This window comes from Pedobacter nyackensis, from assembly GCF_032678475.1.
Lineage (GTDB): Bacteria > Bacteroidota > Bacteroidia > Sphingobacteriales > Sphingobacteriaceae > Pedobacter > Pedobacter nyackensis_A.
In genome coordinates this window covers 141,002-155,271 of the sequence record NZ_JAVTSF010000006.1, presented here as the reverse complement: position 1 = coordinate 155,271, position 14,270 = coordinate 141,002, and the positions used below count along the sequence as shown (strand labels likewise).

The window sequence follows — 14,270 nt, the reverse complement described above, 5'->3', positions numbered from 1 at the left end:
CAAAACAAACATGAAGAAAATTCTACGCTGTTAAAACAGAATCCGGGTAGTCAAAAAAAAAACGCATTCCGAGTACCAGTCGGAATACGTATAATCATTTGAGCTAAACCCGTCCGGTAAGATCCGGACAAATATTATTGACAGATAACATCAATCGTTAACCCAAACTCATTCAAATGTATGAATTTAATTGCTTTTAACCCAGGCATGCCGGGGAAATGGCTGCCCCAAAAACTCCTATTGGTTATGAAAATAACTATTGCCTTAATTCTTTCTTTTGTCATATCTGCTAGTGCCAGTACTTTTGCACAGAAAATTTCGCTGTCTGAGCGGAATGCGCCCCTGGAAGAAGTACTGGAAAAGATCCGGCTTCAAAGTGGATACGATTTTGTTGGTAGCACCAGATTAATTGAAAAAAGTAATCGGGTGTCTATCGTTGTAAATAACGTAAGCCTGGAAGAAGCGCTCAAAATATGTTTTAGCAACCAGCGACTTACCTATAAGATTGAAGGTAAAATCGTATTGATCAAAGAAAATAAAAATCCCGTAAGCTTACTCATATCCAAGGCTCAGGAGGAGATTACTGTAAAAGGTACCGTTGCAGATAAAGGTGGATTGTTACCTGGAATTACCGTAAGTCTGAAGTCCGATAAGCAGAAAGTTGTGTTGACAGATGCTTCCGGTAGTTTTAAAATAACTTGTCCGGCAGATGCGATTCTTGTCTTTACCAGTGTTGGTTTTAAGACACTTGAAGTTCCGGTAAATAAACGCACCGTAATCGATGTGTTTATGGAACAGGAAACTTCCGGCCTCTCGGAAGTAGTTGTAGTGGGGTATGGGCAAAAACAAACTAAAGTCAGCCTTACAGGCGCCATATCAAGTATATCTACAAAGGAACTGAAACAGAGTCCCGTGGCCAATATTAGTAATGCCCTTGCTGGTCGTATACCAGGTTTGGTAACTGCACAACGCTCTGGAAGGCCAGGCCGTGATGGTTCTTCTCTTTTTATAAGAGGGATCAGTACTTATACAGGAAATACATCTCCTTTAGTAGTAATAGATGGATTGCCGAGAGGGGACCAGAACTTTGGGGATATTGACCCCAATGAGATTGAGTCAATATCTATCTTAAAAGATGCTTCTTCTACCTCCTTGTACGGTATACAAGGTGCCAACGGCGTTATTTTAGTAACAACAAAAAGAGGAGAAGATGGTGCTCCAACCATACAGGTCAATGCACAAAGTGCGTTGATGAAACCCGGACGTTTTCCAAAGTTTTTAGACAGCTATAACTCCGGTTTATTGAGAAATGAAGCCGCCAGAAACGACGGACTGGAACCGATCTATACTGATCGGGAATTACAATTGTTTAAAGATCAGACCAGTCCTTATTTGTATCCTGATGTGGATTGGTATAAGGAAATGATCAGAGAATATACCCCACAAAGACAAGTGAATTTAAATGTAAACGGAGGGACTAAATTTGTGAAATATTTTGTGTCGGGATCATATCTGAGACAGGAGACAAATTTTAAAGCGGCAGACCAAAATATTTATGGTGTTAAATATAAATATGACCGCTATAATTTCCGCTCTAATATAGATGTTACGCTCGATAAGAATACCGATTTGCAACTGGATCTGGCTTCAAGGCTGGAAAACAGGACTATGCCTCATGCAGACCGTTATGACAATGCTTATCTTTTTGTGGTTTTGTCGCAAATGCACAATGCACTTACGCCTGTATTCAATCCTGATGGTTCATTAGCTTCAGGGAACATGCGTGCTGATTTTATTAACCCTTATGGTATAATTACCCGCAATGGATACTCTGATACGAACTTTTCAAATACTTTCGGAAATGTTGCAGCAACAAGAAAGCTTGACTTTATTACACCTGGACTAAAAATCAAAAGTTTATTCTCCTTTGAAACCTATGGTAGTATTGATTTTTCGCAATATCAAATGCCGGCATCTTATCGGTACAGAGGCATAGATGAAGCAACAAACAAGCCTATTTATGTACAGCATTATGCCAAAACATCATTGAACCAGGATGGGGCAACGAATGCAACGAGATACAATTATTTTGATGTTAAGTTGTTGTACGATAGAAGTTTTAAGAATCATAATGTGAGCGGGTTGGCGCTTGCCAACAGAAATTACAGAACCATTACCGGAGACCTTCCAAGGGTTTATCAAGGCTTTGTGAGCCAGGTTAAATACAATTATGACCAGCGTTACTTTTTAGAATTCAATGCTGGATATAATGGTTCTGAGAACTTCCCTAAAGGTAAGCGGTACGGGTTTTTTCCTGCTATTTCTGCAGGCTGGTTGATGTCTGCGGAACCTTTTATGAAAGACAATAAGGTATTTAGCTATTTAAAATTAAGAGGATCGCATGGTCTGGTTGGTAATGATGACATTGGCGATGGCCGTTACCTCTTCGTATCTGAATTTGCACGCGGTGGTGGCTATACTTTTGGAAATAATCCTACAAGTGTTGGTGGATATTCGGAAAGTAGGGTAGGAAATACCAATATCACCTGGGAGAAGGCAATGAAGAGTAATATAGGATTAGAAACAGGCTTTTTAAAAGATCAGATCCGCTTAACGGTTGATTTATTCCGGGAGCATAGAAAAGACATCTTAACAGGTCCAAATCTTATTCCTGATTATTTTGGAATTGATGCCGCACTGAGTTTGAATAAAGGAGCTGTAATAAACAGAGGATTTGAGGTCGAACTGAAACTGAATACCAATATTGGCGGTGTTTATTTATTCTCTAATTTGAATTATACCTTCACGAAGAATAAAATCCTGGAAATTGATGAACCTAAATTACAGTACCCTTGGCAAACACAGATTGGCTTACCTGTAGGTTATTCTTTAGGTTACGAAGCGATGGGTTTTTTCCAGAACCAGATGGAGATTGACAATAGTCCTATTCAAAGTTTTACTGCGGTAATTCCAGGGGATTTAAAGTATAGGGACATTAGCGGGAATGGATCCATTGGGCCTGAAGACAGGGTGCCAATTCCTACACTGAATGTGCCTAATCAGGTTTTTGGAGCTTCATTTGGCTTAAGTTATAAAGGAATTGATTTAAGTGTTTTGTTACAAGGAGCATTAGGAGGACGACAAATTTATTCTGATCAGATCGTTTATACCTATCGGGATGGAATCAGGCCGCATCATCTGGAAAGGTGGACACCTGAAAATCCAATCAATGCCAAATTCCCGATATTACATGGAAATGAGAGCAAGAATGGGAACAACTTTATCCCATCTACTTTCTGGGTACGCAAAACTGATTATCTGAAAATAAAAAATCTGGAACTTGGGTATCGCCTGCCTTCTACCTGGACAAGAAAAGTGGGTACAAAGACGGCAAGGATATTTGTCAATGCGATGAACCTTTATTCATGGGATAATCTGAAGGATATTAATGTTGATCCGGAGTCTAATATTGGCGGCTCGTTTTCGGGACTTTCATATCCGCTTCAGAGCATTTACAATCTTGGATTAACGGTTAACTTCTAATTTAAATTAAGACAATGAAACAACTACATATTTTACTCGTTTTAGTCGTAATTGGACTTGCGGCTTGTAAAAAAGATTATCTGGATCGTTTGCCGAACGCTAAAATATCAGAGGAAGAAGTGTTCTCCGATATAGGAAATTCAGAATTGTTTGTAAATAATATTTACAATTCTGTACCCAATATGTTCCGGACATTCTGGCCTATGTCCAGTGCAACAGATGAAACTGATCAAAGTCAGGACCAGGCTACAATAACGGCAGATGGTGCCGATGCAGGTAATTTTAATAGTGGGTTCTTTACACCTTCGGCATTTCCGTTAAGAGGAAGGTGGAAGGATTATTTTACCCAGATCAGACGTTGCAATATCGTATTGGCAAATTATGATAAGATACCTGAGGACAACAACTACCCGGAGCGTAAAAAAAGAATAAAGGGAGAGGTTCTGACTATGAGGGCTTACTATTATTTCGAATTGCTTCGTGGTTGGGGTGGAGTTCCTCTGTTTGAATCTATCCAGAATCCACTAGGTAATGAGCCTATTTTATTTAAGCGAAATTCTGTTGATGAAGTTGTTGCGGCTATTTTAAAGGACCTTGCAGAGGCCGAGCTGCTGCTTCCTGCTAATTATGCAGACAGGCAATCAGAAATAGGGAGGGCTTCGAAGACTATTGTACTGGGATTGAAAGGCCGGGTATTATTGTATTATGCGAGTCCGCTATTTAATCCCGCTAACATAAGTACCCGATGGAAGGATGCTTCGGACGCCAATAAAAAAGCTTTGGATGCAGCTTTAGCTGCAGGCTATCAGCTTCATGCAAAATATTCAGAGATTTTTACACAGTTTACAAATCAGGAGGTGATTTGGGGACGTCCGGCACCAGGTGCATTTGGAGATGCAGGTATTGACCGGGAAATGAACCCCACAGGGTATATCGGTTACGCAAGGGTAACTGTTCTTCAGGAACTGGTAGACGATTATGAACTTAAAGCAACAGGTAAACGTCCGGGAGAACAAGGTTCAGGATATGATCCTAATCATCCTTACGCAGGACGTGATCCACGCTTTTATCAGTCTGTGTTATATCCGGGAAGTACGTGGAAGGGAAGAAAGATTGATCCTCTAGGTATTGATGCCGCTGAGCCGGGAAAAACAGCAACCAATTACTGGCAGCGGAAATACGTGTTAGAATCAGTGAATCTAATTAACGCTTCAGGAGATTCGCCGCGTAGGTGGGTATTGATGCGGACAGCAGAAGTTTATCTTAACTATGCGGAAGCATATAATGAAGCTATTGGTCCTGATCAGGAAGTTTACGATGCTGTTAATGCGGTACGCGCAAGAGTAGGAATGCCTGATTTACCTTCAGGATTAGGTAGGGAAGAAATGCGTGAAAAGATCAGGCACGAAAGAAGGATTGAATTGGCGTTTGAAGGACAACGGTTTTGGGATGTACGCAGGTGGAAGATCGCTGAAACGGTAGACAATAAAGTCGTACGTGGTGTTTCCATTAGCGTGTCAGGCAGTGATACGACTTACACCTATCCGGTCATAGAGAAGAGGATCTTTAATAAAGCTAAGCAGTACTTTTTGCCAATTCCTCAGTCGGAAATAGATAAGTTGGGCGGGGTAAGCTCAGGCTTTAGTCAGAATCCAGGTTATTAACTAAGTTTTAAAACGATGAAGAACAGAAATCATAAACTGAGTTTATTATTTGTTGCACTGATCATTATAGTTGGTGCATGTCAGAAAGAAATTAATTTGCCGGGTATTGCTAATGATCCCACATTGTATATGCCACAGTCTCCTCGGGGAAATCCTTTTAACACGGTCGAGGTGGTGAGTAGGGAGCCCGGACAGGAGGATACTGTTTATTATCGTCCATATAGCGTTTATTTAGAAGGGAAAGATGCCGCTGTCCAGGATATCGAGGTTGAGTTTATGATTGATCACAAAAAGCTGGACTCATTAAATGAGTTGGAGACAGCTGCGGGCAGAGCTGCTTACGAGCTTCCTCCGGCTGGATCTTATACCGAAGGTGCGATGAAAGCGCTCATAAAAAAAAATGAACGCATCAGTGGTGTTCAACAATTTGGGATCAACCCTAAATTACTAAAGGAAGATAGTAGATATCTGATACCAATATCTATAAAAAATGCTTCACCTAATTTGCCAGTAAAATCGGCGCTTAAAACGACTTATTACCAGGTGAATTTAACCGTTCCTGATTTTGTGAGTGGTACTTATATCGCTTCCGGAACCAGAAATGGAAACGACTATGGAACTGATCCTACAAAGGTTCGGAAAACAATAACGAAGATTGCTAAAAATACTTACGAGAGTAATTTGATTGCGAATTTAGGGCCATGGTGCTGCAGCAATAAGTTCACGCTTAAAGTAAATCCAGCAGATAATACAGTTATTGTTTCCGGGCATTTGGAAGATTCAGGTAATCTGTTAACGAATACTCCCGGTACACAAAGTACTTTTGATCCACAAACGAATACGTTTTTTCTTTATTACGATTATAACTATTATGGATTTTCAGCCAGTATGGTAGAAGTCCTGCGGAAACTTTAAAATAAATCCCGGGCTGGAATGCCCGGGGTTGCATAACACCGTTTTATAATGAATTATATGATGAAATTTAAATTTTTCTTTCCGTTTATAGTTTTACTAATTAACGTAAATTGTAAAAAGAATAAAGTTCTAAAAAGTGATGAAAATGAAAATAAACCTGGGGTAAGCAAGTCCGCCGATCTTTGGGTAGAAAATTCACTTACCGATATTTTTACAGAAACTAAATCTGCTGATAACTTGAAAGCAGTACAGGTAGATATGGTGAAAAATGAAAGTGAAAATGTACAGATTGGTATAAGATCACTAACCCAATTGAATGACGTAACGATTGAAATTAAGCCGTTCAAAGAATCTAATGCGCCAAAAATAAAAGCCATGCCGGTTCGTATGGTTTACAACTCAAAATCATCATACGGATTCACAGGAGAGCATTCCGGTATTGTATCCACACACAAACGAGGCAATTCTCCGGGATATTTTCCTGAATACTATGTACCAACCTCCAATATGGGTAATATTGAAGCGGATAAAAGTTATAGTGTTGTAGTTGAAGTTACAACAACAGTTTTAACTGCTTCGGCGAAATATTCAACTACGTTAATGCTATCATCTAAGCAGGGGGTAATAGGAGAAATACCTGTCACGGTGAATGTACATAATGCCGTATTGCCTGATCCTAAGGATTCACAATTTTCTTATACGAACTGGATTACCCCTTTTGATTGGTGGACAGGTGCTGTCAGTTCCTATTATGACACCTGGTATGCGGTTAAAGAGATTGATCAAAACTTTTTTTCATTAATGTCCAGTTTTGCATCTGCAATGAAAAAGCAGCGGCAAAATACCATCATGGTGCCGTTGGCTCTATTGCGCGCTAATGCATCTTTTGATACACAGGGAAAACTGAAGCTTACATTTAGTGATTTTGATCGGTATATTCAGACGTTTATTGAAAATGGCTCCATCAAGAACCTTGAGGGGGAGCATTGGTATGAAATGAACTGGACGAACTCAAACGATCCTTATAATTCCCCGCTGGTCGCTAAAATTATACGCAAAGGTGCTACAGGGAAAGCTGAGTTTGCACGGGTTCCAGCTGACTCTCCTGAAGCTATATCATACTTTAATGAGTTAATTCCTTTACTTTATGGTCATTTAAAAGCAAAAGGCTGGGATAAAATGTGGATTCAGCATGTGCAGGATGAACCAATGGTAACGGTGCAACATATTGCTATCAGCTCAATGTACAAACGTATTTTGCATGAAATGCCAACAGTCAGGACTATAGATGCAGGAAGTAAACAGAAAGATTGGTTTGCTGATGAACTGAGTATTTTTTGTCCACAATTAGATTATTATGAAAAAGCTCGTGAGGGGTATGATTATATTGGCAAAAAACCAAATCAGGAATTATGGACCTATACATGCGTCAATCCTCAAATGGATAATTTTATGACCCGCATTGCAGATTATCCGTTAATAAGTACCCGTGTAATAGGGTGGTACCTGTGGAAACAAGGAATAACGGGGTACTTACATTGGGCTTGGAATTTGTATAATCAGGCAAAAGCTACACCCAACCAACCATTTAAGGACATGTATTGTGAAGGGGCTTCCGGGGATGGTTGGCTGGTATACCCTGATAAAGAAAATCATTCAGTTTATGAAGGACCCCGGTCTGCATCTGTACGTGATAGCTTTGAAGATTATGAGATACTGGCTCTGGCTGCAAAAAAGAATCCTGCACAAACTCAAGCTATCTGTTCCGAGGTTGTAACCAGCGGTACAATCTTTGTCCGCGAGCCCAATAAACTTCTGGATGCTCGTTTGCGTTTGATAAAGTTAGCATCTCAATAAAAAATAACGATAAAACATAACTAAATGAAAAAAATGACCAGGTATAGGATTTTGATGTTGTTCTCGCTGATGATTGTTGGCATTACTGCCCACAGTGAACCTTATGAAGGAGTAAAGGATATTGCTTTAAGAAGGTTTCCGTGGTTGGCAAAGGCATTGGTCTTTAATGTTATTCCCGGTATTGATGGAAATGAGGTTTTTGAATTGTCGTCTGTTAAAGGGAAAGTGATGGTCTCTGCCAGCACTGCAAGTGCTGCTGCAGAGGGCTTAAACTGGTATCTCAAATACTATTGCAACAGAAGCATGTCACATTTTGGGGATAACCTTAACGCATTAGCTAAACTCCCGGAGGTAGGGAAAAAGGTACGGGTAGTCTCTCCGTATAGCCATCGGTATGCATTAAATTATTGTACCATTAGTTATTCCATGAGCTTTTATACCTGGAAAGATTGGGAAAGAGAATTAGACTGGATGGCTTTAAATGGTGTGAACCTGATGTTAGCTCCAGTGGGAATGGAAGGTGTATGGCAAAATACATTGCGGAAACTAGGTTATAACGATCAGGAAATTGCTGGCTTTATTGCAGGCCCTGCTTTTGGTGCCTGGTGGTTAATGGGAAATCTGGAAGGTTGGGGCGGACCGGTTAGTCAGTCGGTTATAGATCAGCAGGTGCTGTTGCAACAAAAGATCATCAAACGCATGAAACAGATCGGTATTGAACCGGTAATGCATGGGTTTTACGGTATGATACCATCCAGTTTAAAAAATAAACAGTCCATAAAGGTAATTGATCAGGGAATCTGGGCAGGAGGTTTTAAACGCCCTGATTTTCTACTTCCGGAAGATCCTTATTTCGATAAGGTAGCGGATATCTATTATTCGGAAATGAAGAAATTATATGGGGAAGATCTACATTTCTTTGGAGGTGATCCATTTCATGAAGGTGGTAGTTCGGAGGGGGCAGACCTTGCGGCTTCGGGAAAACACATACAGAAAGTGATGCAGCAAAACTATCCGGGTGCTACATGGGTTTTGCAGGGATGGCAGCAAAATCCTGCGAATGGATTACTGGCAGGATTGAATAAAGATAAAACGCTGGTTATTGAATTGTTCGGAGAAAATACAAACAACTGGGAAAAGCGCCATGGTTATGAGGGTACACCATTTGTTTGGAGTAATGTGAGCAATTTTGGCGAGAAGAACGGAATTTATGGAAAATTGCAGCGCTTTGCTGATGAAGTATATCGTGCAAAGAATAGTCCATATGGTTCTTTTTTGAAAGGGGTAGGGATTATTCCAGAGGGTATTTACAACAATCCGGTAGCTTTTGATGTAATGTTGGAGCTAGGCTGGCATGTTGACCATTTGGATCTTAAAAAGTGGATTGGCAATTACACTAAATATCGCTATGGAAAAAGTAACGTCAATGTCGATAAGGCCTGGGCTTTGTTTTTAGAAACGGCATATAGCAGTCCTGAAGTAAATCAGGAGGGACCATCTGAATCGATATTTTGTGCAAGACCTGCGATAGACATTAAGACTGTTTCTTCCTGGGGAACCCGCAAAAGGAATTATGATGTGGCGAAATTTGAAGAAGCGGTTAGGATATTTGTTACTGCCAGTAAAGATTTTGAAGGCAGCGAGACTTATCAGACGGATATGATTGATTTTGTGCGACAGGTACAGGCTAATAAAGCAGACCAGGTATATGCATCAATGATTGATGCTATAAAGAGTAAAAATGCAGGGAACTTTAAGTCGAGCAGTGCAAAGTTCAGACAAATGATTTTGCAACAGGATTCGTTGCTGAGCACGAGTAAGTATTTTTCGGTAAACAGATGGTTGCAACAGGCTATAAATTTCGCTGGTACTAAATCAGATAAAGCTAATGCATTATGGAATGCCAAGACACAAGTGCTATTCTGGGGGCCGGATAACAATCCTAAAACAGATCTGCATGATTACGCGCATAAAGAATGGGCTGGGATGCTTAGTTCAATTTACCTAAGACGATGGGATGCGTTTATAGATCGGGAATTTGCACAAATTACCTCTGGAAATGTATCTGAACCGGATTATTTTAAAATGGAAAATGAATGGGTGAAGACTGGTGAATTGTATACCCTGAAACCATTGAAAAAACGAGAAAGGGATGGACTTGTTAAAAGAATTCTTGCCAATAACCAATGAGCGATGTACCTTTACTTAAAAAATAGAGGATATATATGAATACTGAAAAAGCTATTCTTGCAGGCGGTTGTTTTTGGGGTGTTGAAGAATTGATCCGACACTATCCCGGCGTGATTTCCACAGTAGTGGGATACACCGGTGGTGATGTTCCTAATGCAACTTACAGAAATCATGGTACACATGCCGAAGGCATCGAAATTATATTTGACCCATCAACTTTGTCTTATCGTAAGCTGTTGGAGTACTTTTTTCAGATTCACGACCCAACGACCAGGAACAGACAAGGAAATGATATTGGTACTTCGTACCGTTCAGCAATATTTTTTATGGATGAAACCCAGCAAGAAACTGCTAAGGCCTTAATAGCTGAAATGGAAGCATCTGAAGTATGGCCAGGTCCGATTGTAACAGAGGTTGTTCCGGCAACCGACTTTTGGCATGCTGAAGTAGAACATCAGGATTATCTGCAAAAGAATCCTTATGGATATACTTGTCATTTCGAAAGACCTGAATGGAAATTGAGCTAAATTGCCCTGTTGAATTGCATAAGCTGCTGTTTGGAGGAGATATGGAAATTAAAACCTTCCTAGATAAGGTGCTATTTGGAAATGTTGATAATGAAAGTGGTGTAGATAAATTACAAGATAGCTTACTTTCCTATCATAGGATTGACGGTGATTTTCCGGAAATTGTTGATTTATGGATTGCAGATGCAAAGATTGATCTTACCAGTGGAACTGGTAAGATCAATCTTGAATATATACTTGGTTACAGCAATACCTGTGCTGGAACCAGAACTGATCTGACAAAAAAGGATACCGCGGATTTCAGCATAGATAAGCTGCAAAACCGCTTAGTTTTATCGCTGTTGGATATAGAAGCTCCTTCGACTGGTGATGAGTTTTAATTCCAGAGGTTTTTTGTTAACCATTATAGTCGATATCCAGGTTGAAATGGTAAAGTAAACCTGCAAGGTTTAAGGCCGAAAATTTGGCCTGCTTAACTTTGTTCATAGCTGGATCAAAACTGAAATTACGGGCAGTTCTGAAATCTGTCTTTTCTAAAATAGAACGTACAAAACCGGCACCGGACAGGTCACAGTTCTGAAATACACTGGCAGTTAGATCAGCCTCTTCAAAATCTGTTTCTTTAAGCGAACAGTCTATAAATTTAGTTTTCTTGAGTTTGGTGCCATAGAAAGTGGAATAATCCAATTGACTTTTTTCAAAATGAAAGGAGAACAAGAACTTGTTGCATTTTGAAAAATCGATCCCCAGTATCTTGCATCCTGTAAAAGTAACATCTCTGAATCCTGTACCCGTTACAATAGTTAATGAAAAGTTACATTGTTTAAAATGGCAGTCCACGAAATCGTTATGACTCAGGTCGCTTTTCGAGAAATCGCAGCTGATGAATTCGCAATTAATAAATTCCCTGTTTTTGAGTTGTTTTTCGGCATAGTCGATACCGGTAAATGTTTTGTCCTGATGTACTGTTGTTTCTTCGGATCCGTTCATAAAATGATGATGTTACTCTTTCTGCGAAGGTACCGAACGATCGGTTTGTTTGCAAGCTATTAACACTTCGCTGAGCTGATTTATGTACTTGGTTTTTGATCAGGCAAAGGTTGCATATTCTTAATATATACATCATGTTGTGCAAAAGGTATCATGATTCCTTCAGTATTGAATGCTGTATTGATCCTGGATATGAGATCGCTCCTTAAAGGGAAGTATTCTTTAATATTTCTTACCCAGTAAATCACCTCTATTTCTATGGCGTCAGTTCCAAATTCTTTAAAGAAAACGTCAGATTCCGGGTATTGAAGTATGCGCTCATCATCCTTTAAAATCAATTTAATCTGGTCCCGGGCATGTTCCAGATTGGTGTTATAAGCAACACCGACTATTAAGCTGCATCTCTTTATATTTTTACCCATGCTGTAATTGACCAGTTGCTGACTAAGTAATTCGCCATTGGGAATAATGACGTTCGGCCCGTCAGAGCTGGAAACAATACTACTTCTGAAACCGATGGATTTCATGGTTGCTATTTTTCCGTTGACTTCAATAATATCTCCAACGTTTACAGGTCTTTCAAATGAAATGATCAATCCACTAATCAGGTTATTGACCAGTCCCTGCAATCCTAATCCTATACCAACACCTAATGCCCCTAAAACAATGGCAAATTTGTCGAGCGGAATGCCGGCAGCAGCAAAAGCAAAGAACAAACCTATTGTAATGATCAATATCCTGATGATGAGCAGCCAGCTGCCCAGGCCGGATTTTTTATGTTTTCCACTATTCTGATGAAAAGAATCAGGCTCGGAAGCAAAATAAGAGACCAATCTGGAGAGTACAAATGCACAAAATAAGATGAGGATAAATAGTAACAGAGAGGTAATAGAATAAGTATAATTTCCAATGCTTCTATCTGAGGTTAAAAAGTCCATGAATGGACCTGAAAATCTTTTGAAACTATAGAAGTTACGGGCGATGAGTGTTAGCCACCCTAAAACAAAAACCAGGTAAAACGGCCAGGGAGCATTTTCTCCTACACGCGTGAAGTTCACATAAAAAAACTTTGCACTGGGCTGTTTATATACCTTAGATGCGAGGGTAAGACCTTCATTGATTAACCTGATTGTCCATAGAAAAATAATGGCTGTTAAGATGCCTATATAACCAGTTACCATAAGTGTTTTAGCAACATTAAAGCGGCCAAAAACATTGAATAAGATGGCGAAAAGCTGTAATGCCAGTAAAAATACAATGGCATATTTTATTTTTTTCTCTTTCAGCTCAAATCTTTGCTTTGTGGCAAGGATAAATGCAGCGTAGATGGCTCCGGCCAATGAAAGTACAAGCATAATATACCTTTCAGGTCTGGAGGCTTGCAACACCATATTGTCCACGCTGGCCAATACAAAGAGGATTATAACTGTTGTCCAGAATTGTAACCAGTAGTTTGTTATGTATCCCCTAAAGATTATCCAAAGACAGATGGCTGAAATGATCCACAGTGTTAAACTAAATATAAATGGGGGCGAGGGAAATATAAACTGAAATATTGATAAGGTAATTAAGATTGACGATAGTACAGGGTAACGGATCACCAATTGATTGGAATAATCATCATTTAATAAGTCGTCTTGTTTGAGCTGCTGTTTTAGTGCATTTAAAAAGTACCAGCAGCATACCATCAAAACCAATAGGATAAGAAGCGAAGCCTGATGATTTTCGAAGTAAAATTGAAGCAATATGCTTTCTTTGTCTACAGAAAAACTCAAAATTTCTCCAAGAGGTCTGGAAGTTATAGCTTTATCCCATAGGTTGGGGAATTCACGCTCAAACCTGCTGGACGAAAGTCTTGCGCTATAGATATCAATATCTTCCTGTGCCGAAAGGATACCAAACGCTATTAAATCTGTTTTTATTTGTAGCTCTTCCAGGTTTGCTGTTGCTTTTTCTAAGGCAGAGTCTAAAGGAGCCGTCTCTTTAGCTGCTACAAATATTCGCTTGGCAAACTTTATTAATGAAACAGAGTCTTCAGGGAAAGCATATATGGATGGATCGTTTGATAAAGAATCAATTTTATATTTTACCGCCCTTAGTTTGTTCGCATAATCATCAAGAAATTGTTTTCTGTTAGAAACCCTTGATGAGAGTTCTACGAGGATGGCGGAAGATACTGCTAGATTTCTTTGTGTTTGACTACTTCCGGGGTTAAGCCATATACCTTCTTTTACAACTTCAAGGGAACGCTGGGTATTTCGCAGGAACTCATTCAGATTATTGGTGTCTATCGCTTTTTTTAGCAGGAGTTTTACCTGATGATTCAGGTCTCTTATAGATTGAAGAACTGCGCGTTGTTTGCTGGCATTTTTTTCCTCTTTGAATTTTTGACTGCTTTTGGCAATGTCGTCAGTGCGTATTTCTCTTAGCTTTTTGATTAAAGGAGATACTTTCGCGCTATCGCGTTGTATGCTGTCTTTTTGGGCAGAGGCAGGTATGGTACAAACCCATAACAGACTTACTAAAAGCAAAAGATACTTCATAAAGGACAATGTTTGCCATTAAAATTAAAAAAATAAAACGG

The 14,270-nt window shown here is 39.6% G+C and carries 9 protein-coding genes; 7 read left to right on the top strand and 2 right to left on the bottom strand.

From position 1 onward, the window contains the following. Positions 1 to 180: 180 nt before the first annotated feature. The 7 genes from R2Q84_RS18765 to R2Q84_RS18735 are packed head-to-tail and all read left to right on the top strand — an operon-like array spanning position 181 to position 11,076. A complete protein-coding gene (locus R2Q84_RS18765) occupies positions 181 to 3,543 on the top strand; it encodes a TonB-dependent receptor (RefSeq protein WP_316818127.1) in 3,363 nt (1,120 codons plus the stop codon). A gap of 14 nt (positions 3,544 to 3,557) precedes the next feature. Beyond that, the gene (locus R2Q84_RS18760) at positions 3,558 to 5,207 is read left to right on the top strand and encodes a RagB/SusD family nutrient uptake outer membrane protein (protein WP_316818126.1); all 1,650 of its coding nucleotides are present in this window, start codon (positions 3,558 to 3,560) and stop codon (positions 5,205 to 5,207) included. A 15-nt stretch (positions 5,208 to 5,222) separates the two neighbouring features. Then, positions 5,223 to 6,122 carry a DUF1735 domain-containing protein gene (locus R2Q84_RS18755; RefSeq protein WP_316818125.1) on the top strand — a complete coding sequence of 300 codons (900 nt, stop codon included), beginning with the start codon at positions 5,223 to 5,225 and terminating at the stop codon, positions 6,120 to 6,122. Positions 6,123 to 6,179: 57 nt separating this feature from the next. Further along, positions 6,180 to 7,979: a DUF4091 domain-containing protein gene (locus R2Q84_RS18750; protein WP_316818124.1), complete on the top strand. Its 1,800-nt coding sequence runs from the start codon at positions 6,180 to 6,182 to the stop codon at positions 7,977 to 7,979. Positions 7,980 to 8,003: 24 nt separating this feature from the next. Next, on the top strand, positions 8,004 to 10,169 hold the full coding sequence (locus R2Q84_RS18745) for an alpha-N-acetylglucosaminidase (RefSeq protein WP_316818123.1): 2,166 nt from the start codon (positions 8,004 to 8,006) through the stop codon (positions 10,167 to 10,169). A gap of 35 nt (positions 10,170 to 10,204) precedes the next feature. Then, complete coding sequence (gene msrA / locus R2Q84_RS18740; RefSeq protein WP_316818122.1) at positions 10,205 to 10,696, top strand: peptide-methionine (S)-S-oxide reductase MsrA; 492 nt, start codon at positions 10,205 to 10,207, stop codon at positions 10,694 to 10,696. Then, on the top strand, positions 10,681 to 11,076 hold the full coding sequence (locus R2Q84_RS18735) for a hypothetical protein (protein ID WP_316818121.1): 396 nt from the start codon (positions 10,681 to 10,683) through the stop codon (positions 11,074 to 11,076). Before msrA ends, R2Q84_RS18735 begins: the two co-directional genes overlap by 16 nt. A 16-nt stretch (positions 11,077 to 11,092) precedes the next feature. Here the strand turns inward: R2Q84_RS18735 and R2Q84_RS18730 are convergent, their stop codons facing one another. Together R2Q84_RS18730 and R2Q84_RS18725 are read right to left on the bottom strand one after the other, a co-directional pair. After that, positions 11,093 to 11,686: a pentapeptide repeat-containing protein gene (locus tag R2Q84_RS18730; RefSeq protein ID WP_316818120.1), complete on the bottom strand. Its 594-nt coding sequence runs from the start codon at positions 11,684 to 11,686 to the stop codon at positions 11,093 to 11,095. An 80-nt stretch (positions 11,687 to 11,766) separates the two neighbouring features. After that, positions 11,767 to 14,229, bottom strand: coding sequence for a mechanosensitive ion channel family protein (locus R2Q84_RS18725; RefSeq protein ID WP_316818119.1), 2,463 nt, complete (start codon positions 14,227 to 14,229; stop codon positions 11,767 to 11,769). Positions 14,230 to 14,270: the final 41 nt, after the last annotated feature.

Coding starts and splice junctions, on each gene's coding strand:
- R2Q84_RS18765 (WP_316818127.1), top strand. CDS start 181: ATGAATTTAATTGCTTTTAACCCAGGCATGCCGGGGAAATGGCTGCCC.
- R2Q84_RS18725 (WP_316818119.1), bottom strand. CDS start 14,229: ATGAAGTATCTTTTGCTTTTAGTAAGTCTGTTATGGGTTTGTACCATA.
- R2Q84_RS18745 (WP_316818123.1), top strand. CDS start 8,004: ATGAAAAAAATGACCAGGTATAGGATTTTGATGTTGTTCTCGCTGATG.
- R2Q84_RS18730 (WP_316818120.1), bottom strand. CDS start 11,686: ATGAACGGATCCGAAGAAACAACAGTACATCAGGACAAAACATTTACC.
- R2Q84_RS18735 (WP_316818121.1), top strand. CDS start 10,681: ATGGAAATTGAGCTAAATTGCCCTGTTGAATTGCATAAGCTGCTGTTT.
- R2Q84_RS18755 (WP_316818125.1), top strand. CDS start 5,223: ATGAAGAACAGAAATCATAAACTGAGTTTATTATTTGTTGCACTGATC.
- msrA (WP_316818122.1), top strand. CDS start 10,205: ATGAATACTGAAAAAGCTATTCTTGCAGGCGGTTGTTTTTGGGGTGTT.
- R2Q84_RS18760 (WP_316818126.1), top strand. CDS start 3,558: ATGAAACAACTACATATTTTACTCGTTTTAGTCGTAATTGGACTTGCG.
- R2Q84_RS18750 (WP_316818124.1), top strand. CDS start 6,180: ATGATGAAATTTAAATTTTTCTTTCCGTTTATAGTTTTACTAATTAAC.